The sequence below is a fragment of the Spirosoma sp. KNUC1025 genome (assembly GCF_045160025.1).
GTDB lineage: Bacteria > Bacteroidota > Bacteroidia > Cytophagales > Spirosomataceae > Spirosoma.
Genome location: NZ_CP087139.1, coordinates 4,982,045 through 5,002,574 on the forward strand (window position 1 = coordinate 4,982,045; position 20,530 = coordinate 5,002,574).

The 20,530-nt window shown below is 49.6% G+C and carries 16 protein-coding genes; 7 read left to right on the forward strand and 9 right to left on the reverse strand.

What is annotated here, in order from left to right; all coding sequences use genetic code 11:
* Positions 1 to 12: 12 nt before the first annotated feature.
* The 8 genes from LN737_RS21905 to LN737_RS21940 form a co-directional block, all read right to left on the reverse strand.
* Complete coding sequence (locus tag LN737_RS21905; RefSeq protein ID WP_405511950.1) at positions 13 to 591, reverse strand: carboxymuconolactone decarboxylase family protein; 579 nt, start codon at positions 589 to 591, stop codon at positions 13 to 15.
* Between the two features lie 140 nt (positions 592 to 731).
* Positions 732 to 1,283: a carboxymuconolactone decarboxylase family protein gene (locus LN737_RS21910; RefSeq protein ID WP_405511951.1), complete on the reverse strand. Its 552-nt coding sequence runs from the start codon at positions 1,281 to 1,283 to the stop codon at positions 732 to 734.
* A 98-nt stretch (positions 1,284 to 1,381) separates the two neighbouring features.
* Positions 1,382 to 2,341, reverse strand: a complete 960-nt coding sequence (locus LN737_RS21915) for an MFS transporter (protein ID WP_405511952.1) — start codon at positions 2,339 to 2,341, stop codon at positions 1,382 to 1,384.
* A complete protein-coding gene (locus tag LN737_RS21920; protein WP_405511953.1) occupies positions 2,311 to 2,538 on the reverse strand; it encodes a hypothetical protein in 228 nt (75 codons plus the stop codon). The genes LN737_RS21915 and LN737_RS21920 overlap by 31 nt, the downstream gene beginning before the upstream one ends.
* Positions 2,539 to 2,569: 31 nt before the next feature.
* Complete coding sequence (locus tag LN737_RS21925; RefSeq protein ID WP_405511954.1) at positions 2,570 to 5,356, reverse strand: TonB-dependent receptor; 2,787 nt, start codon at positions 5,354 to 5,356, stop codon at positions 2,570 to 2,572.
* A 366-nt stretch (positions 5,357 to 5,722) separates the two neighbouring features.
* Positions 5,723 to 6,253: a hypothetical protein gene (locus LN737_RS21930; RefSeq protein ID WP_405511955.1), complete on the reverse strand. Its 531-nt coding sequence runs from the start codon at positions 6,251 to 6,253 to the stop codon at positions 5,723 to 5,725.
* A 110-nt stretch (positions 6,254 to 6,363) separates the two neighbouring features.
* Positions 6,364 to 7,629, reverse strand: coding sequence for a L,D-transpeptidase family protein (locus LN737_RS21935; protein WP_405511956.1), 1,266 nt, complete (start codon positions 7,627 to 7,629; stop codon positions 6,364 to 6,366).
* Positions 7,630 to 7,773: 144 nt separating this feature from the next.
* Positions 7,774 to 8,871, reverse strand: a complete 1,098-nt coding sequence (locus LN737_RS21940; RefSeq protein ID WP_405511957.1) for an acyltransferase family protein — start codon at positions 8,869 to 8,871, stop codon at positions 7,774 to 7,776.
* Positions 8,872 to 9,060: 189 nt separating this feature from the next.
* Here LN737_RS21940 and LN737_RS21945 point away from each other — a divergent pair, with 189 nt between their 5' ends.
* The 4 genes from LN737_RS21945 (at position 9,061) to LN737_RS21960 (ending at position 15,092) form a co-directional block, all read left to right on the forward strand.
* Complete coding sequence (locus LN737_RS21945; RefSeq protein WP_405511958.1) at positions 9,061 to 11,589, forward strand: family 20 glycosylhydrolase; 2,529 nt, start codon at positions 9,061 to 9,063, stop codon at positions 11,587 to 11,589.
* 114 nt (positions 11,590 to 11,703) lie between these two features.
* Positions 11,704 to 12,549: an ROK family protein gene (locus LN737_RS21950; RefSeq protein ID WP_405511959.1), complete on the forward strand. Its 846-nt coding sequence runs from the start codon at positions 11,704 to 11,706 to the stop codon at positions 12,547 to 12,549.
* 33 nt (positions 12,550 to 12,582) lie between these two features.
* Positions 12,583 to 13,839 (forward strand): MFS transporter, encoded by a 1,257-nt coding sequence (locus LN737_RS21955; RefSeq protein ID WP_405511960.1) that lies wholly within the window; start codon positions 12,583 to 12,585, stop codon positions 13,837 to 13,839.
* Positions 13,840 to 13,928: 89 nt separating this feature from the next.
* Entirely contained in the window at positions 13,929 to 15,092 is a 1,164-nt protein-coding gene (locus tag LN737_RS21960; protein ID WP_405511961.1) for a DNA-binding transcriptional regulator, read from the forward strand.
* Between the two features lie 54 nt (positions 15,093 to 15,146).
* Here the strand turns inward: LN737_RS21960 and LN737_RS21965 are convergent, their stop codons facing one another.
* Positions 15,147 to 16,394, reverse strand: coding sequence for a DegT/DnrJ/EryC1/StrS aminotransferase family protein (locus LN737_RS21965; RefSeq protein ID WP_405511962.1), 1,248 nt, complete (start codon positions 16,392 to 16,394; stop codon positions 15,147 to 15,149).
* Positions 16,395 to 16,561: 167 nt separating this feature from the next.
* On the opposite strand from LN737_RS21965, the gene LN737_RS21970 reads away from it, so the two are divergent.
* The 3 genes from LN737_RS21970 (at position 16,562) to LN737_RS21980 (ending at position 20,523) form a co-directional block, all read left to right on the forward strand.
* Positions 16,562 to 17,014 carry a hypothetical protein gene (locus LN737_RS21970; RefSeq protein WP_405511963.1) on the forward strand — a complete coding sequence of 151 codons (453 nt, stop codon included), beginning with the start codon at positions 16,562 to 16,564 and terminating at the stop codon, positions 17,012 to 17,014.
* Positions 17,015 to 17,155: 141 nt separating this feature from the next.
* On the forward strand, positions 17,156 to 19,450 hold the full coding sequence (locus LN737_RS21975; RefSeq protein WP_405511964.1) for an RND family transporter: 2,295 nt from the start codon (positions 17,156 to 17,158) through the stop codon (positions 19,448 to 19,450).
* Between the two features lie 185 nt (positions 19,451 to 19,635).
* Positions 19,636 to 20,523, forward strand: coding sequence for a YitT family protein (locus tag LN737_RS21980; protein ID WP_405511965.1), 888 nt, complete (start codon positions 19,636 to 19,638; stop codon positions 20,521 to 20,523).
* Positions 20,524 to 20,530: the final 7 nt, after the last annotated feature.

Consider the following 20,530-nt stretch of genomic DNA (forward strand, 5'->3'; position numbering starts at 1 on the left):
GCCTAACGTCAATCAAACCGTTGCCTCCGTTTTGATAGGCATAGCCGAAACAGAGGCTGAGTACCCGTTTTCGCAGATCGTTATGGCCCGGTTTCTGAAAAATGACGTATCGTCTGGCATCCACGTAGCCAGGCCGTCGACGTAGCGGTTAAACATGCAGAATGCGGCTGCGATCAGGACTGTATCGTGGATTTCCTTGTCGGTAGCGCCAAGATTCCTGGCCCGATCAACCTGTTCGGTAGTAACGTGCTTACCGCCTTTCTGAACACTCCCGGCAATAGCCAGCAAGGCTTTCATTTTCTCCGAAATGGGAGCCGTTTCCGGATCTTGCTTTACCTGCTGCACCAGACTCCAGTCGGTATCCCCGAGCCATTGGCTGGCAATTGCCCCATGAATCGTCTGGCAATACTGACAATCATTCTGAGCCGATACGTAGGTCGCAATCAGTTCACGTTCACCTTGGCTCAGCGTGTTGTCGGCCGACCAGAGGAGCTGATCGACGAGCAGATTAAGGGGTTTAGCTGTTTCCGGGCTAAATGTCATTGGCCCCCGAATACCGGGTAGCCCTTCGGGTAATTGAATATGTGCCATTTTGTTTATTTGTTTAGCGTTCATTACGTTTTCAATATGTCCCCACCCGCAAAACAGGTGGGGAATATAACCAACCTATGATAAGCTGTTTGAATCAGGCAATCGACTCAAGAGTTGCCCGATTGTGTGTTGTATCTATTTCAGACCGGATTCGTTGTTGGCAATGCATAACCATGTTGCGCCAGCCGTTCGCCCATCGGTTCGTACACGGCTGATTCCGTTGGCGACAACGTAGCCAGGCCGTCAACGTAGCGGTTAAACATGCAGAACGTAGCGGCAATCAGCACCGTATCGTGAATATCCCGGTCGGTAGCGCCCTGCTCACGAGCGCGGGCCACATCGACCTCACTGACTGTGCGGGCATCCATCTGAACGTGCCGGGCAATCGTGAGCAGTGCTTTTAGCTTTTCCGAAATTGGAGCGGTTTCATATTCACTCAGCACAAAATCTACCACATTACGATCAGGTCCAAACAAAACCCGAGCAGCTGCTGCGTGACTCTGCGTGCAGAAATTACAGCTATTCTGAGCTGATACGTAAGTCGCAATCAGTTCACGTTCGGCCTGGCTAAGTGGCGATTCACCACGTAACAAGACCTGAGCCAGTTCGTAAAGGGGTTTACCCGTGTCGGGGCGGTACATAACGAGGCTCCGGATACCCGGAACACCTTCCGGCAGTTGAATATGAGGCATAAGAGGTATCATTAATAAGTATGAGTTCGAATTTGATTACGAAGCAGCAGACGTTGTTCGGCGGCTAAACCACGTAGACACGAAAGCCAGGGCAAACGTCAGTGAGAAAAAAGTAAGGCGTTTCCCAATCCACCGAATACAGCGACCAGCGACCCGACAAAAAATACACCAGTAGCCGTTAGAATTCGGCCAATGTTGAAGCAGAAACCCGAAGCGGTAGCCCTGATTGAGATTGGAAACAACAGGGGTATAAAACTGGATAAGGTACCCTGACTTATGCCAAAACAGAGCGACAGCAAAGCCGTTTCTGCGTAAATAATCGGCGAAAACGTCCGATTTGTACCAAACAGCAGCCAGCAGGCCAATAGGCACGAAGCAAACGTACACAGCAGGGTTCTTCTCATGCCAAACCGGTTCACAATAAAACCCGACAGCGCACCACCCAGAATACCGCCCATGCCAAACAGCATCATGGTCAGACCCCGCGCCTGACGCGCATCTACGTCGCTGGTAAAGAGCGTTTGTATCCAGGAAGGCGTCCAGGAAAAAACGGCCCACAGCCCAATCAACACCGCGCTGAAGATGATTGACCCCTGAATCACGTTGATGCGATACTGTGGCTGCCAGAGCGACTGTCTGTCCGAAGCCGTTGTCTGACGGGCATTTTTCCAGCGAGCGGATTCGGGCAACAGTTTCATGACCAGAAGAGCCATCACCAGCGGCACCGCACCCAGCCAGAACGCCTGACGCCATTGGGCAAACAGCAGGTTCAGACTACCCGCCAGCACAATACCCACCGGAAACGACATGGCTAACAAGCCCAGAACGACGGGGCGCCCCTGCTCCGGCCAGATTTCTGACAGATAGATTGTTGTAACGACCAGTACGCCCCCGACGCCCATCCCCGCCATAAACCGGAATCCGGCCAACATGGGCCAGCTGGTAGCCCACACACTCAGCAACGTAAAGCCGCCAACCAAGGCTGTCGCCAGCGTCAGGGCGCGTACACGTCCAACCCGGTCGGCAATCAGGCCAAACCCCAGCCCTCCCCAACCCATCCATACAGAAAAGCGGCATTGAGTACAGCCCCCGACGAGCTATCTGCCCCCAGGTCAGGCAAAATGACGGGTAAAAACACCGACAACAACGTTGAAACGGTACCGCCCAGCACGTAACACGCAAAGCAAAGGCCAAACGAACGCCAGTCAGCCTGATCAGTCGTTTGGGGCAAAGAAGATGTAAGTACCTGATTCATGATTTATTTGGTTAGTCAATACCTGTCTACCTTACCGCATCAATTCATCAAACGTCAACGTCAGGTAGTACAATCCGCCCACCGCCGACGACCCATACGCCTGCACGACGTAGTTGTTCGTGAGGTTGCTGGCGCCCAGTTTCAGGGTTGTTTTCAGGGAGGGTACCCGGTAGCTTACCTGCGCATCCAGTAACGAGTAAGAAGGAATACGTCCGGGCCGGTTTTCGGTGAACGTACCATACCAATCGAAAGCCTCTTGCCAATGCCACGCTATGCTGAAGCCCACTCGTTCGGTTATTCGATCATTGCTCAGCACCACGTTGGTTTTGAAGCGAGGGGTATTAAACGCCGGAATGTTGTTTGGGTTAGCATCCAGAATATTGAATTGCGCCCAGGTTGCATTGGCGTTTAGTAAATACCCTCGATTTAGCGTAGCCGTCAGGCCCGCACTCGCTCCATCGGTCGAAACCCGGTCAGCTGCATTGGTATACAACTGGTAAGCCTGCCGGTTGGTGGCCGTTAGTACGTCGGCAGCCGCTGCGGGATTGATACTTCCATCGGCTAGCAAGACCGGATTTGTTGGACTAATGACTACCTGATTGATCAGGAAATTGCGATACTGTCCATGATAGTAACTCACGTCAAGCAGCAGGCGCGGTGTGAGCAGCCCTTTATAGCCAATCTCAAACGACTGCAACTGTTCGGGCCGTATGTAGGGTACGTTCGATTTTACCAGCTTGTCTTTGTTTTTTACTACAGCCTGTTGGGCCGACAATCCAGCTGCTAAATCCTGCCCGAAGGCCGCACCAAAAGCCCCAACGGATGCCGACGTAAAGGAGTTATCATAAGCGTGCAGCCCAGCCGAATTGGCTGGTGCGCCACCCAGAATGATAATTGGACCAACGTTCAGCTTGATAAATTGGTCGGGTACGGTTGGGTTACGGAAACCGGTCTGATAACTTGCCCGAAAATGATGTGCGTCGCTTGGCGAGAAGACAGCCGACGCCCGGGGAGTGAAGTTTCCGGCGAAGTTCTGATTCTTATCGTATCGTCCTGACAGGGTAATTTTCAGCTTATCGGAAAGCAGCGTTTTTGACGCCTGAACAAAGGCGCCAAACTCCGATACGCGAACCTTGTTCACCTTATCCTCAAACAAGGTTCCGTTCGTTTCCATCGCGTAATACCGCACATTACCCCCCGCCTGAAGACTGATAAACGGCAAATGAGACGAAAAATCATACAAGCCCTCAACATGGTATAATTTGCTCTGACTCAAGACACCCGCGCCCTGCAAACCGGCAATGTGTATGTAACGATCTTTCTCCCGGTCAAACTCGGCAGAGCCCGGCACGTAACGACCCTGATCGGCAAAAGCGCGGGCAGCATCGTTATTCTGAGCCGTTACGCCCTGTATTTTTCCACCAAAAGCGGCACCATATCGCTCAAACCACGTAGCGTCGGCTTTATCGGGCGTCACTACGTTTCCACTCAGGTCGCGCACCCAGGTCCGGTTGATCAATTGTCCTAACGACCGGGTGTTGTAGGAATTGTTCGAGTTTTCGGCCGTCGAATACGCTCGGACGAAAAAGTTTTTGCCGCGCAGTTCCAGCCGATGCTGCGTCAGTCGAAAATCGTTCAGCATAAACCGGCTACTGCCCGTGTAATTGGCGGTTCCCTGACTGACATTAAGGGCATAAATGACCTCAGTGTTGTTCGTGATGCGATAATGTACAGCGCCGTTCAACTTCAGGCTGTAGACGTCATAATTAGTCAAATCCTTTTCCGCATAGCCCGTCCGCGATACACGCCCGATGCCAGTTAGGGTCTGCGCCACTTCGTCGCCGTAAATATTTAGCGCATTCCGGCCCGGATTATTGGGTCCACGTTGTTCAGAGCTTGTATTCGGGTCGATGTCGGTGTAATCGGCAGCATACCAGTCGCGACCTTTCAGATATGACGCATTCAGTTTAAAAGCCAGACGATTGCCAAAGGCTTTTGCGTAACGTACCGCCGTTTCGGAGAATAGCTTAGCTCCGTCGCCCGTTGGATCAGCTACGTGGTTGACGCCAGTACGTTGCTGAACGCTTAATCCCTGATACTCAAACGGATTTTTAGTTTTGGTGTATAACAAGCCATTAAACGCAACGGGCCCGTACAAGGCCGATGCCGCTCCGGGAATCAATTCGGCCGACTCTACGTCCAGATCAGCTACTCCAAACAGGTTACCGACTGAAAAACCTAATCCCGGTGACTGGTTATCAACGCCGTCGACTAATTGCAGAAACCGGCTGTTGCCCGTCGAATTAAATCCACGCGTGTTGATCTGGCGATACGTTAACCCGCTAGTCACCATATCTACGCCCTTTACATTGTTCAACGCTTCGAAATAATTGGCCGATGGTGTCTGTCTTACGGCTCGGGCGTCCAGTTTTTCGATACTAACCGGCGAGCGCAAAATGCTTTCTTCTACCCGCGACGCTGCTACGACAACCTGATCGAGCTGTTCTGTTGATGAGCGCAGTTGAATTGCCAGATTCTGCGTATCACCAATTTTTACTTCCTGCCGATCATACCCGATCATGGATACAACGATCGATTTGGCGGAAGCATCTGTAGCCGACAGACTAAAACGGCCCTGCCTGTCTGTAACGGTTCCTGATTTCCCATCTTTAATCAGTACGGAAGCTCCGGCCAACGGTTTGCCCGTTTCGGCGTCGGTAATCGTTCCGGTAAAACTTGTGGTTTGCGACCATCCTTCCAACGGGGCAAAAAGCCAGCATAAGGCCACAAAAAGTATATGTAAGTACGTATTTTTCATGAGGTAGGTATATGAATTATGAATGGCCGAACGACGTACACGTAGCTCAACAGGCCACATATGCGTGTTCAGTATTGATCAGACAAATTGCATTGCCCGATTTGGTCAGGAAGAAATAGGAAGCTGACGAACGCCAAGGCTGCTCAACGCGTACTTAAACGCATTACTGAACAAGCCATAAACCAACGCTCATGGAGGAAAAATGTCGATCAATGGCATAGCCAAACGGGTGTACCGTAACGCTACGACAACGTATCAAACAAGTTCAGCAAGATTGAGCATTGGTTGTCAGTATAGGCAATTTTCGGTCACTGGCTGTTGAAGCCATGACCATGAAGATGCCTAACCGATCGTCAGGCGAGCCGTTCAGGCGGGAGAAAACATTGGCTCGGAACGCGTCAGGAACGTAACGGGAGTTTCAGGAACCCGTACCTGTTCACGCCAGACGTTCGTCCGGAAGTTAAGGGATATGGTTGGACTGGGGGAATATTCTTTCAGTAAAAATTTCAGAATCTGACTTGCTTTCCGCCCGGCATCAGGGGTAGTCCCCAAGTGATCGTTCATAAACGTAAGCAGATCATGCTGCCAGAATGAATGACTGGCCGACTCCAGACCAGCAATGTGAAGCGTATCGCCTGTTATTTCCAGACTTATCACATTATAGTAGCGTCCTCGATAACTAAATCCGTCTTCTGTAGTGCGGGTTATGTTCAGGCCGTCCGTTTTACTGGCCAGAGGAATCTGAAATTCGACAATGCTATCGACGGTGCGGTATACCAGCAATCGTTTCGATAAATCGTGCTCATCCTGCCACCAACTGCTCAGGCCCGTAATAACGTGCGCCAGCACATGGGCAAGCAAGAGGAGAAACAAACCAAATGAAACGACCTTCTTCACGATTCAGAAAATTACAGGGAGTAATTTCCATCAAATTAAATCTCAAAATCAGACAAAACCAATTCCAAGGGTCGTTCGTCAGCTAAAATAACTGATTTTGGTGTGGTCCGTCAATCGCCCTCCTCCATTCCATACACATCCTTATAGAACCGCAGTTTTCCATTCTCGTCTATATCAGCTACGTTGTAGGTGATAAACACCGGAAACCGTTTTGGAATAGGAAGCGTTTGTGGCTGCTGATTGACCAGACATGCCTTCATAAACTTATCGTCAAAGACTTCTTCGCCCAGCACCAGATTAGCCAGTTCAACGGGTTTCTGTACGCGAACACATCCGTGGCTCCGCCAGCGATCATTAGTTTTCACAAATAAATCACGGCTATTGGTATCGTGCAGGTAAATCGCCAGTGGATTCGCCAGATTGAACTTTAGCAGACCCAGTGAGTTGTCGCAACCCGATGCCTGCCGGATGCGATACGGAAAATTATCGGGCGAAAGGGTTTTCCAGTTTACTTTATCGGGGTCAACTTCACGGTTTTTATCATCAAGTACCTGAAGGTTCTGGCTCGAAAGAAAAGCGATGTTACGCTTGATGCGGGGCAGCATTTCTTCCACGGCAATGTTGTCGGGTACGTTCCACTGCGGATACATCACCACATTCTGGATATAAGTCGTCATGCAGGGGGTTTGTCGGTCAGGTTTTCCGGCAATCACCTGCATGGGCAGCAACCGCTTGCCTGTTTTGTCGAACACGTTCAACTGGCCAGAAGGAATATTAACCAGAACGAACTGTTCCGGATTGAAACGATTGATATAGCGATAAAAATTGAGCGTCTGGCGGATTAACCGTAGTGAGTCAAGAGTCGATGAATTCCTGCTACCTCTGCCGCGAATTTGATTGTAGTAGCCAATCAACTGGTTATAAGGCTCAAACGTCGAGAGCTTTGCTACTGATTCTGGTTCAAAAGCCGCTTCTGATTTCTGTATCCAGGCTGAATCAATTTTATCTTTCAGACCGCTAAACGCGATACCCGACGGTTTTTTACCGTAGCGGATTTCAACCAGTACCCGTGCCAGTAACGTATCAATCTGAGCTTTTGTCGATTTCGGCCGGGCCACATACCGACTCGTATCGATTCCTATAGAATCAGCATATCGGCAAGCCAGATGCAGCGAATGCATTGCCTGCTCAGCCGCTAGTCGAGCGGCCTCTTCAGCGGCTTTCCGGGCTGCAACCTCGGCCTCACGGGCAGCTTTTTCCGATTGTTCCTGCTTTTGTTTAGCGGCTTTATTCGTTACGTACTGCCAGCCAAAATAAACGAGAATCCCCAATCCCAGAGCCACCGCAATACCAATCCCTACTTTTCGCTTATTCATATTCTTCTGTACCGTGTGGTTATTGCCAGACTGTTAAATTAATACGTAATTGTCCTACTAAACCAACGACAGAAAGCCGGAACTGTTTGATAAACCGCCGATTCGGGCGTGAAAATCAGGTTGGTTGGTTCTTAAAGTAAAACTTTAGAGCTTGATAAACACCTTATTGCGATATAAGATGTAGGCAGGAATAAAGTTGATAGCCACAAAGAACAAAGCGTAGAGTAAACTGGCTAGTTCAGGCGGGAAGCCAATGGCAGTAAGGCTGTGAACTACGTGCTCATTCAACGAATGTTCATTAAATTTCTGTCGGTAGAAAAAGAGGGCGAAAACATCGGCCAGTACGTAGACGGTAATGGCGTTGGCCCCTAAAATAATGCCGGGTTTTGTTCCACTGGTGTGTCCCAGAATATCGACCAGAAAATAGAGTGCGCCCAGCAGCAATGCAGCGAATCCAGACGTAACAAGCACGAATGAACTGGTCCAGAGGTTTTCATTGACCGGAAAGGTAAGCCCCCAGAAATAACCAGTTATAGCTGCGAACAACCCTATCGTCATCAGATAGGCAACTTTTTCGAGCGAGCCTGCGGAACTGAGCATACAGCGCCCGGCTAACATACCTGTGATGCCGGTGACAATAGACGGAAACGTACTGAGAATACCCTCGGGGTCCCAGGTGCCTTGCCACATACGGCCGGGGAGGAACTTGCGATCGAGCCAGGCAGCCAGATTACGGCCGGGTTCCAGGATAATTTTTCCTTCGTCGGGAGTAGGAATCAGAGTCATGACCAGCCAGTACGCTACTAAAGTTATTGCCCCGATCCAGATTTGTTGTTTCCAGCTTGTGTTCAGAAAAAGAAGTCCGCAAACCAGAAAAACGATAGCAATACGATGAAGAGTGCCCGTCCAGCGTATCGTAGCCATGTCGAAGTTGGGCATCAGATTCAGGAGCATTCCCACGGCAAATAACTTTAGCGACCGACTGACGATTTTTCGATATAATACGCCTTTGGCTCGGTGTTCCGATAGCTGTCGGGTATAGGCTAGGGCGATGGAAACACCAACGATAAACAGAAAAACAGGGGCAATCAGATCCGTGAATGAGAGGGCATTCCATTGACTGTGCCGCAAGGTAAAGTATACGAATTGTTCGCTGCCGGGGAAGTTGGCCACAATCATAGCCGCAATGGTGAATCCGCGCAGGGCGTCTAACGAAATGAGTCGGTTTGTGGAAGCAGCCATTAAAAAAGTAGAAAAGCTCCGCTGTTGGAATGGTATCTTTACTACTGATTTACGTACTATTAAGGCTATCCGATACGTAGTCAATTACCAATTGGCAGTAGTCAACTTTTGTCATGTTTGGTCTACCTTTCGTTCGTCAGCCGTTAACTACAAATGACTACAGGAAGCTCGTAAACCATCAGATCCTATATGCGCATTAGCCTTTGTATTTTTATTCTAACCATCCCTCTTCTTTTCCTGAGCGGTTGCCAGCGTTCAGATAGCAAAGCGGGAAAAGTTGCTGTAACCTGGGAGTTGTTAACCAACTTCACGGATACGCCAAACGGGTTTAAGGCTCAGTTTACGCTCAGGAACAACAGCAGCGAAGTACTCACCAATGCAAACTGGGCGCTGTTTTTCAATATGTCGCCCCGACCCATCCTGCCCGCCAAAACTCCACAAACAGCTACCGTTCAGCACATCAACGGCGACTGGTATAAACTAATACCCAATGATGGCTTTAGACTGGAGCCGGGTGCGACAGCGACCATTGATTACGAAGGAACTGAAGCCGTAAATAAAGTTACGGATGCCCCTTTGGGCTTGTATTTCGTCTTTTACAACAAGGAAGGTAAGGAAGAAAACATTGTTCAGGTGGCTAACTACACGATCCGCCCCTTCTCCAGAAAAGAACAGATAGTACGGGGCAAAAATGATCAGATGCCACTTCCCACACTCGAAAGGGCGTATCAGGACAATCTGGCTTTGTCGCTGCTATCACCCGACAAACTACAGAAAATTGTTCCTGCGCCTGTCAAAATAACGACCGGAAATGGCACGCTGGCACTGGATAATTCACTGACAATCTACGCACAAAAAGGGCTCGAAACGGAGGCTCGTTTGCTGAGTCAGAAGTTAAAAGCGTTGACCGGCAAAGACATTTCGATACGTAACACCTCCCCAGCAGCAACGGGCATTTTTCTAAAAACAGCTAATTTGCGTGTCAACGGCACAAGTCAGGAAGCTTATCGACTCGACATAAACGGTAACGGAATCACGATCACCGGGAGTGATGCCGCCGGTGTGTTCTACGGCATCCAAAGTCTGCTGGCCTTGCTGCCTATCGAATCCTACAAAACCCCGACAGCGCCTATTACGCTGAATTACACGCAAATAGAAGACGCTCCCCGGTTTGCATTCCGGGGAATGCATTTCGATGTGAGTCGAAATTTTCAGACCAAAGAAACCATTTTGCGTATTCTGGATCTGCTGGCGTTTTACAAAATCAACCACTTTCTGTTCTACACTACCGAAGATGAAGGCTGGCGGCTCGACATCGACGGGCTCCCTGAACTCACGCAGGTAGGTGCTCAGCGCGAACATACTTCAGGTAAAGAAACTCCCGTGCTGCATCCGGCTTACGGTTCGGGTCCGAAAGCTTATGAAGAAGGAAAATATGGTAGTGGTTTTTATAGTAAAGCTGACTTTATCGACATCCTGAAATATGCGAAGGAACGGCACATCAAAGTAATTCCGGAACTGAATTTTCCGGGCCATGCCCGGGCTGCCATTAAAGCGATGGAGGCCCGCTACCAGCGGCTGATGAAGGAGGGCAAAGAAAAGGAAGCGAATGAATACAGGCTCATTGACCCCAACGATACGTCTGTGTATTTGTCAGCGCAGGGCTATACCGATAACGTAGTAAGCGTTGGGCGCGAATCGACGTATCACTTCTACGAAAAAGTAGTGGATGAGATAACAAAAATGTATAAAGAAGCCGGGGTACCCATGGATATCATGCACGCCGGAGGGGATGAGGTGCCCGAGGGAGTCTGGACCAAATCGCCTGAAGCCGCTGCATTGCTGAAAGAAAATCCGACGATAAAAGATCCAAAAAACTTACAGACCTACTTCTTTCGAAAACTCGTTCAACGGCTCGAAAAGCGAAAGCTGGAAATTCACGGCTGGGAAGAAGTGGCGCTAAACAAAACAACCGACGGTAAATACGTTCCCAATCCTGAATTTGTCGGACGAAAAGTGGTCCCCTACGTCTGGAATAACCTTTTCGATCTCGACCTGGGCAATCGGCTGGCCAATGCCGGTTATCCGGTTGTTTTGTGCAATGTGTCAAATTTTTACTTCGACATGGCTTACAACAACGACCCGCTGGAGCCAGGCTTGTATTGGGCAGGCTATGTCGATACGTGGCATAACTGGGCGTTTGCACCATTCGATATGTTCAAAACTACGTTCAAAACAGCCATGGGTAAACCCCTGAACTTTGCCGGGCTGGAACGCATGAAACCCGAAGCCCGTAAAAACATCCGTGGTATTGAAGCGCAGCTCTGGAGCGAAACCGTGAAAGGCCGGGATATGGCTGAGTATGATATATTACCCAAACTGCTCGGCTTTGCCGAAAGCGCCTGGGCACCCCAAAGGCCCTGGGAAACAATTGACAATCAAGTTGTGCGGGAGAAAGTTATGCGTCAGGGCTGGAACGTATTCGCCAATACGCTGGCTCAGAAAGAACTCCCCCGACTGGCCCGAATGAACGACGGCTATACGTACCGGTTACCCCCGCCGGGTGCGGTCGTCGAAAAAGGTATCCTCAAAGCCAATACGGCATTGCCGGGGCTTATCATTCGTTATACAACAGATGGGTCGGACCCTTCGGGCAACTCGATTCAATACAAGGGTCCGGTAAACGTAACGGGGACCCTGAAAACTCAAAAGTTTTGATGCATCCGGCCGATCAAGCCGGACCGTGGTTTTAAGATCGCGTTAGTCGTTACGTAGGCTTACCTTCCCAAAAGGGTTTATCGGCCGGGAAGTTTTTATTTAACCAATTTTTATATGACAATCGGAGTTGACTTAGGCGGTACTAATGTGCGGGTTGGACTTGTGGAGAATGAACGCATTACCCATCAGTTAAACCGGGTTTTACAAGAAAAAGAATCACTTTCGGCTACGTTATCTCAACTAATTGCGTTGATCAAACCACTGACCAGTGATTCAGTGAGCGGGATTGGGATTGGCGTTCCTTCGGTAGTGGATATTGAGCGGGGGATTGTGTATAATGTCGCCAATATTCCGTCGTGGGAGGAAGTGGCGCTACGTGACATTCTGGAGAGCGAGTTTGGGCTTCCGGTTTTCATCAACAATGATGTGAATTGCTTTGCGCTTGGCGAACACCGATTTGGGATGGGAAAAGGGTATCGATCGATTGTGGGTATGGCCATCGGAACGGGTCTCGGATCGGGCGTGATTATCGACAATCAGCTATACGCGGGCAGTAACTGTGGAGCGGGCGAAATTGGCCTGCTGCCATACCTCGACAAGAATATTGAATCGTATGCCTCTACTCATTTTTTTGAGGCTATTCACGGAACAACGGCGTTAGAAACCCATCAGGCGGCCCAACTGGGAGCGAAACAGGCGTTGGCGCTCTGGACAGAATTTGGGAAGCATTTCGGCAATGCCGTTAAAGCTGTACTTTATACGTACGACCCCGAAGTTATTGTGCTGGGCGGCTCCATTGCCAAAGCATATCCATTTTTTAAAGCATCTATGCTGGAAACGATGGCTGATTTTGCCTATCCTGTTACGTTACGTCGTCTGAAGATTTTCCAGTCGCAAAACGAAAACATTGCCTTATTGGGAGCCGCATCGCTGGCACAACAACCTATCAAAATTAAGTAATTTTCGTCGGACCATCCTGATAGCAATACGCTTATGAAACGTAATGTACTGATTGTGGGGCTGATCATGCTCATCTTTTTTGTCATATCGTTTCTAACCAATATTCTTGGCCCCATTATCCCTGATCTGGTCGATAGTTTCGGGCTGAGTATTGGATTGGCGGGCTTTCTGCCTTTCGCGTTTTTTGTGGCTTATAGCGCTTCTATACCGTCGGGGCTGCTTATTGAGCGTTATCGGGAAAAACCCGTACTGATTGGCGCGTTTCTCCTGGCATTTATAGGCGCTCTCTGTTTCGCACTTTTCCCTACGTTTACGATTGCGCTAATTTCTCTGTTTTCGATTGGCGTTGGCATGGCCATGTTGCAGGTGGCCATCAATCCACTGCTGCGGGTAGCTGGTGGCGAAGAACATTTCGCGTTCAATTCGGTACTTGCCCAGCTTTTTTCGGGAGCCGCTTCCTTTTTTAGTCCACTGCTTTACAGCTACTTTGTTCAGACGATTCATACCCGCGATACGTCATTCCCGATACGTTTGCTTAATAAACTGGTGCCGCTTCATTTGGAGTGGGTATCGCTTTACTGGGTCTTTGCCGCAACCACCCTTCTGATGATTGTTGTGGTTGCCCTGATCCATTTTCCGGTTGTTACGTTAAAAGATGACGAGCGAATGGAAGTTGGAAGTGCTTTCAGGGAATTACTACGTAACAAAACCGTACTGCTTTATTTCGCAGGAATTTTCGCGTATGTGGGCACAGAGCAGGGCATTGCCAACTGGATTTCCAAGTTCCTGCAGCTTTATCACGGTGTTGATCCTGCCACTACAGGCGCTACTGTGGTGGCTTATTTCTGGGGGCTAATGACTGTTGGCTGTATGCTGGGACTTGTTTTGCTGAAAATTGCGGATAGCCGTCGAGTGCTGATGCTATTTACCATTGGCGCCGTTGGTTGCTTGTTGACAGGCTTATTTGGCCCGAAAGAATGGGCATTGTATGCGCTACCGGGTACTGGTTTTTTTGCCTCTGTGATGTGGTCCATCATTCTCTCACTTGGGCTCAATTCCGTTCCGCACCATCATGGTACATTTTCCGGTATCTTGTGCACAGGCATTGTCGGCGGAGCATTAGTACCCCTCCTGATCGGGGGCCTTGCCGAACTGGTCGGCCTGCGCTGGGCAATGCTCCTGCTACTCATTACGTTAGGCTATATCTTCAGCATCGGCCTCTGGGCCAAACCGCTGGTGAATAATGCCACGATTAAAAAAGTAAAGGAATTATTTGTGGCAAATGATTGAATGATAGAATTGTTGAATGATTGGCTTAAAACTGAACCTGAAATTCAATCACTCAACAATTCTATCATTCAATCATTTAAAAATCTCCTATGCACAAAATCATCCTGCTCATCGATTTTGCGGAGGAATACAGCCGAAGTCTGTTAAAGGGAATCACGAAATACGCCCGCGAATATGGTCCCTGGGTATTCTGTCAGATGCCCCTTTTTCATCGGGAAACGCTGGGTGTCGATGGCATTCTGAACTGGGCCCGCGATTGGGAGGCCGACGGTATTATCGGTCAGCTCTACAACGACAGCAGCGTGGAGAAGATCGTTCAGGCGGGCATTCCCGTTATCGCCCAGGACTTTAAGGAACGGTTTACGGAGATTCCGAATATTACGGGCGCACACCGCGCAACCGGAGCTATGGCGGCTGATTATTTCCTGAAAAAAGGCTTCCGGCAGTTCGCGTTTTACGGGTTTAAACACATCGTCTGGTCGCGGGAACGGGCAGAGGGGTTCGACGAACGGGTGTCACGTTCAGGGTATACCGTTCAGTATTTTGAGCATGAAGAATACAGCTCCAGCGACCTCTGGTATTATAAACCCAGCTCGCTCAGCAAGTGGCTATCGTCGTTACCGAAACCGGTTGCCATCCTGACCTGCGATGATCGGATGGGCCAGCACATCACCGAAGCCTGTCGGCATACAGGAATACGAATTCCCGAAGCAGTGGCTGTGTTGGGTGTCGATAATGATGAGATGCTCTGCGAATTGTCGGACCCTCCCCTTTCCAGCATTGTGCAGGACGTCGAAAAAGGTGGCTATGATGCCGCTCGCCTGCTGGACCAACTGATACGTAAGGAGATAACCAATTTTTACGACATCGTCGTTGAGCCGATGCAGGTGATCACTCGCCAGTCCACCGACATTTACGCTACGCACGACGAGTACATCGCTTCGTCGTTAAAGTTTATCCACCAGAATATCGATAAAAATCTTCAGGTCGATGAGGTTGTGAGGCAGGTTCCCTTGTCAAGACGTTCGCTGGAGATGCGGTTTCAGCAGGTGGTTGGGTATCCGATTTACAAGTACATTCAGAATCTGCGGATGGAGAAATTCTGTCAAAAACTTCTGGAGACCGACTTAACCGTATTTGAAATTGGCCTGGATCTTGGCCTTAACGACACCAAAAACATTGCCCGCCAATTTAAGCAGGTCAAAGGCTGCACACCCCTTGAATACCGACATCGATACCTGGCGGGAAAATAATTAAAGAGCGAAAGAGTGAATGAGCGAATGTATCTGCGTCAGCTTTTCGCTCTTTCACTCATTCACTCTTTCGCTCTTTAATATCCTCTGAATCTTGCGAATCGCTTCGGCGAAGGATTCCATATCGTGGCGAGTGCCGAGCATGGCGTGCTGAAAGATCCAGACAGCTTCGTCGGTGCAGGCGCGTTCAGCCACTGCGCAGTGGACAGCCGTATAGTCTACGTAGTCGGAAATAGCGTAGCACATCCAGTTTTTCTGCTGAAAAAGCGGCTGTTTATACAACGGATGCGGATAGCCCGTCGAACAGGGAACGCCCTCGGCTGACAGCATGGACACAAACTCTTTTTTGGGTATGTCTCCGAATTTGGCTTTATCGTACCGGAAAATATAGAGATGGTAACAATGCCGAATCGCTACGTTCCCCCGGCTTAAGGGCGTAATGCCATCAATATCAGCCAACAACTGATCGAGGTAAAGACCATTTTCATTACGGGTATACGTTTGCTCATCGAGTCGTTTTAATTGCTCTGTTAACAAAACGGCCTGTAATTGGGTAATCCGGTAATTACAGCCAGGATTAAAATGATCGTACCATTGGCCGCCTGGCATCCGGCCTACGTTACGTAGCGAATTCATTGTCTGATAAAGCCCTTCGTCATTCGTGATCACAATACCTCCTTCGCCACTGGTCAGGTTCTTCGACGACTGAAAACTAAAACTCCCTGCATCGCCAATCGAACCCAGTTTTTTTCCCCTGTATTCGCCACCATGCGCATGAGCAGCATCTTCAATCACCCGCAGATTATGCCCTCGGGCTACGCTCAGGATAGCGTCCATATTACAGGCTAAACCGGCAAAATGAACCGGAATAATGACTCGGGTGCGCTCCGTAATGGCGGCTTCCAGTTTCGTTGGGTCAAGGTTGTAGGTATCCGGGTCAATATCCACAAAAACGGGTACGCAATTCGCTTCCAGCACAATCGATGCGGTAGCAATGAACGTATACGGTGGTACGATTACTTCATCGCCGGGCCGTACCCCACAGGCAATCAGCGCCAGCCGGAGGGATACGGACCCATTGACGCAGCTAACAGCGTACCTGCTCCCGCAATAGTCAGCGAACTGCCGTTCGAAAGCCGCTATAGCATCCCCACAATCGGGGTTGCCCCACTGACCACTCCGCACTACGTCTGCTACAGCCTGTACGTCCTGTTCATCGAAGATTGGCCAGGGAAAGCTTCCTTTCACTACCTGTTCGCCACCATGAATGGCTAATCGCTCGGCCGTAGTTGCTTTACTCATTCGTTTTTACGTTCAGAAAACCAGCATGTCTTTTTCTAATACGTTATCAGCTGGCGTTCAGACTATCGAAATCCGCAAATCCATCAAATCTACTAGCTGTTCAGAATTGATTAACGGGATTCCGCTTTTGACACTGCCCATGCGAATAATTCACAAAACCCGTTTAGATGACTCCACTCTACGAACAATCAAGTTGGCTTAACCGGGAAAATAAGCGTACTTTACGGGTTGTTATGGGGAAGAATCGTTCAAATGTTCGGCAGGAAGCGTCATGGCTGAGTGGGTTACTGGCAGTCTGGCTGCTGGTATCTGTGCCTGATCGGGCAACCCTGACGAAGCTCATAACCGAACATCAGACCTACGTTTCCAGCCTTTCTCTCTGCGAACAGTCCGACGAGTCCGATTATTCATCCACTGCGAATGTTCACGCCCACGCTGCCCTAGTCTATTCTTCACCCGGTTTTGTTTTTAATTCTTTAGCGGGCTTCCTTACCAATAGCCGCTGTTACGTTCCTAAAATCTGGCGAGCCAGTTTATCCGTTCCCTTAAAGGAATCGCACTTTATTTTCGGGTTACTTCACCTGATATTTGAGCATCAGATCGCCATTAATGCGCCATGAGACCGTGTTAATTTTCACTGTTCGCTTATCAATTGCTCATCGCGAGTACGTTGTTCTGATAAGTCAAAGAGACTAATCGTTGTGAAGCGGTATCCTTAAACTGACCGACCTAACAATTTCTGCTTTTTAAATTTCTTGTGTATGTGGTCTACTATAGCCCGCGCTATTCTTTCGTACCGAATTTTCTGGTTGAGTATTTTAGTCGTATTAACTGGCGTGATGGCCTATTTTGGCACAGGCATTCAGTTATCCTATCAGCTGGCGCGGGTACTGCCGCTGTCGGATTCAACGCAAATTCAATACGAACGCTTCAAGCAGCGGTTTGGTGCTGATGGTACGCTGATGGTTATCGGCTGGCAGAGTGATCGCTGGTTCGACCTGCCCGTTTATCAGGACTGGTACGATATGACCGACCGGGTTGGCAAGGTAGCCGGCGTAAAACAGGTGTTATCGACTACCCGGCTTTTTACACTGGAACGACAGGAAGCGTCCTGGACAATCAAGCCCCTGGGCGGGCAGCGACCCACAACACAGGCAGAAGTCGACAGTATGAAGCAGAAAGTGCTCGCACTACCTTTCTACGAAGGACTACTTTTTAACCCGACCTCAAAAGCAACTCTCATGGCGATTTCGTTCGATGAGAAGAAACTCAATTCGAAAGAGCGGATAAGCGTAGTCAATACCATACGGAGTTATGGGCAGGAATTTGCCCGGAAAAATGGGCTTGAACTTCATTACTCAGGGATGCCCTCCATCCGAACCGAGGTCATGAAGAAAGTAGCCGGTGAAATGAAACTCTTTATGGGCCTGGCAGCTGCCGTAACGGGTCTGATTGTCTGGCTCTTGTTCCGTTCGGGTCGGGTGGTCTGGATCTCCATGCTAGTGGTCATCATGGGCGTTTGTTCAGCACTCGGTACGCTGGCCCTTTTTGGCTATGAGATTACCCTGCTGACGGGCCTGCTTCCGCCTTTGCTGATTGTTATTGGCGTACCCAACTGCGTTTTTCTAGTCAACAAATACCATGAAGAACTGGCCAGCCACGGTAATAAACAACAGGCGCTGGAGACGATGATCAAACAGATTGGCGTATCGGCTCTACTGGCGAACGTAACAACGGCCATCGGATTCGGTGTCTTTTACTTCACCAATAGTCGGCTGCTGGTCGAATTTGGGGTTGTAGCGGCCATCTGCATCATGATCGTTTACGTCATTTGCCTGCTCATGGTACCTATTCTGTTGAGCTATTTACCGGCGCCCAAGGATAAGCACTTACAAACGCTTCGAGGCAGTAAGTGGCAGGGGTTGCTAAATCGCATCAATTACTGGGTACATCATCGTCGCGGACTGATTTACGGAACGGTTGCCCTCATTACGCTGATCAGTTCAGTTGGGCTTTTTCTGATTCGGGTGGAAGGCTACGTTGTGGACGACTTGCCCAAAAATGATCCGGTATATACAGACCTGCGATTTATCGAAAAAGAGTTTAAAGGCGCTCTTCCGCTGGAAGTGATGATTGATACGGGGCAGCCCAACGGTGTATTTTCGGAAGCTGGTCGGGCTTTGTACAAGGTTCGGGCCATGGAAAGGATTATGGCGCAGTATCCGGAGTTTTCAAAACCCAGCTCATTGGTCGATGCGATTCGCTTTGCGTACCAGATGTATCGGGGGGGCGATCCGCGCTATTACGTACTGCCGCCCGCGATGGAACTGAAAAAGCTGGCGGGCGATGCGCCCCTGGCTGGAAGCCGTACGCCGATGGTCAACTCGTTTCTGGACACAACCCGGCAGGTTACACGGGTCAGTTATCAGATGGCTGATATTGGCTCGGTTAAGTTACAGACCGTAATGGGTAAGCTGCGCCCCCGGCTGGATTCGCTCTTTGCAGGTACACCCTATAAAGTCAGCCTGACGGGTTACAGTCTGGTATTTCTCCAGAGCAACGACTACTTGCTGGGCAATCTGTACGAGAGTCTGCTGATTGCCATTCTCCTGATTGCATTGGTTGGTATGTTGTTGTTTCGCTCCATCCCGATCATCCTGCTGTCCAAACTGCCCTGTCTGATACCGTTGGTTGTGACGGCTGGCATTATGGGATACACCGGTATTGCCTTTAAACCGTCAACGATCCTGATTTTCAGCATTGCCTTTGGCCTGTCGTCGGATGGTACGGTTTATTTTCTGACCAGCTACCGCCGTCAGCTTCAGCTTGGCTTTGAGCCTCCGGTTGCGATCACAAAGGCAATTCAGGAAACCGGAATCAGCCTGATTTATACAGCCTTGATTCTGGCAGGTGGTTTTGGGGTTTTTGCTGGTTCGAGCTTTGGTGGTACAGCCGCCCTGGGCGTTCTTGTCGCCACAACTGTGCTTATGGCCTGCCTGACGAATCTGGTTTTGTTGCCTGCTCTTCTACTGACCTTAAAACGGTATCGTGTCTGACAATCTGTCGGCTATCAACGATTGTCACGTCTGGTCAGAACTCATCAGGTGCCGCCTACCGCGGTGCCTGATCCGTTATTTTACTGCGAAACAAATTGACCTGGTTTTCAGTGTGATATCCAGGCTATGATTCCTGTGATCGTGGCTTGGCTTTCATCCTAACATCCAACCTCACTCTTTTTGTCATGATCTCTCAACTTACTCTTGATTCTCCACAAACCCGATTACGCTGGCTGAAGGATATGAGCTTCCTGACGGCAGGCGTACTATGCGCGGGTATGGGTCTGAAAGGATTTTTACTGCCCAACAATTTTCTGGATGGCGGAGCCATGGGCATCTCGCTCCTCCTGGAAATTACAACCGGTATTGAACTGTCAATCCTGGTGATTCTCGTCAACATTCCCTTTATCTGGATGGGCTACCGTCAGATTTCTAAAGGATTCGCCTTCAGAACCATTATAGCGATTAGTTTATTAGCTGTTTGCCTGCTGCTGGTGCCGTATCCACTCGTGACGACGGATAAACTCCTGATTTCGGTTTTTGGTGGTTTCTTTCTGGGTGCCGGTATCGGTCTAGCCATTCGGGGAGGAGGAGTGCTGGACGGAACCGAAGTGCTGGCTATCTGGCTCAGTCGCCGATCTCCCCTCACCGTAGGCGACGTGATCATGCTCATCAACGTACTGGTTTTCGGATCAGCGGCATTGCTGCTTAACGTAGAAACGGCCCTTTACGCGATGCTGACTTATCTGGCAGCCTCCAAGACCATCGACTTTCTGCTTCATGGAATTGAGGAATACACATCCATCATTATCGTATCTGATCATCATGAAGCTATCCGCCAGATGATTACTGAAGAACTGGGGCGGGGTGTTACGGTACTTAAAGGCGAAAAAGGGTATGGCAAACGAGGCCACCGGAAGCAGGACACGAACGTTCTGTACACGGTGGTTACCCGGCTGGAACTGACTCGGCTGAAAGATCGGATCGATCGGATCGACAACCACGCCTTTATTGTCAATCACGGTATCGACGATGCCAAAGGGGGAATGGTGAAGGGGCGGCCATTACATTAACCAATTA

Coding starts and splice junctions, on each gene's coding strand:
- LN737_RS21945 (WP_405511958.1), top strand. CDS start 9,061: ATGCGCATTAGCCTTTGTATTTTTATTCTAACCATCCCTCTTCTTTTC.
- LN737_RS21910 (WP_405511951.1), bottom strand. CDS start 1,283: ATGCCTCATATTCAACTGCCGGAAGGTGTTCCGGGTATCCGGAGCCTC.
- LN737_RS21960 (WP_405511961.1), top strand. CDS start 13,929: ATGCACAAAATCATCCTGCTCATCGATTTTGCGGAGGAATACAGCCGA.
- LN737_RS21920 (WP_405511953.1), bottom strand. CDS start 2,538: ATGAATCAGGTACTTACATCTTCTTTGCCCCAAACGACTGATCAGGCT.
- LN737_RS21940 (WP_405511957.1), bottom strand. CDS start 8,871: ATGGCTGCTTCCACAAACCGACTCATTTCGTTAGACGCCCTGCGCGGA.
- LN737_RS21975 (WP_405511964.1), top strand. CDS start 17,156: ATGTGGTCTACTATAGCCCGCGCTATTCTTTCGTACCGAATTTTCTGG.
- LN737_RS21970 (WP_405511963.1), top strand. CDS start 16,562: ATGACTCCACTCTACGAACAATCAAGTTGGCTTAACCGGGAAAATAAG.
- LN737_RS21980 (WP_405511965.1), top strand. CDS start 19,636: ATGATCTCTCAACTTACTCTTGATTCTCCACAAACCCGATTACGCTGG.
- LN737_RS21905 (WP_405511950.1), bottom strand. CDS start 591: ATGGCACATATTCAATTACCCGAAGGGCTACCCGGTATTCGGGGGCCA.
- LN737_RS21915 (WP_405511952.1), bottom strand. CDS start 2,341: ATGGGTTGGGGAGGGCTGGGGTTTGGCCTGATTGCCGACCGGGTTGGA.
- LN737_RS21955 (WP_405511960.1), top strand. CDS start 12,583: ATGAAACGTAATGTACTGATTGTGGGGCTGATCATGCTCATCTTTTTT.
- LN737_RS21965 (WP_405511962.1), bottom strand. CDS start 16,394: ATGAGTAAAGCAACTACGGCCGAGCGATTAGCCATTCATGGTGGCGAA.
- LN737_RS21950 (WP_405511959.1), top strand. CDS start 11,704: ATGACAATCGGAGTTGACTTAGGCGGTACTAATGTGCGGGTTGGACTT.
- LN737_RS21935 (WP_405511956.1), bottom strand. CDS start 7,629: ATGAATAAGCGAAAAGTAGGGATTGGTATTGCGGTGGCTCTGGGATTG.
- LN737_RS21925 (WP_405511954.1), bottom strand. CDS start 5,356: ATGAAAAATACGTACTTACATATACTTTTTGTGGCCTTATGCTGGCTT.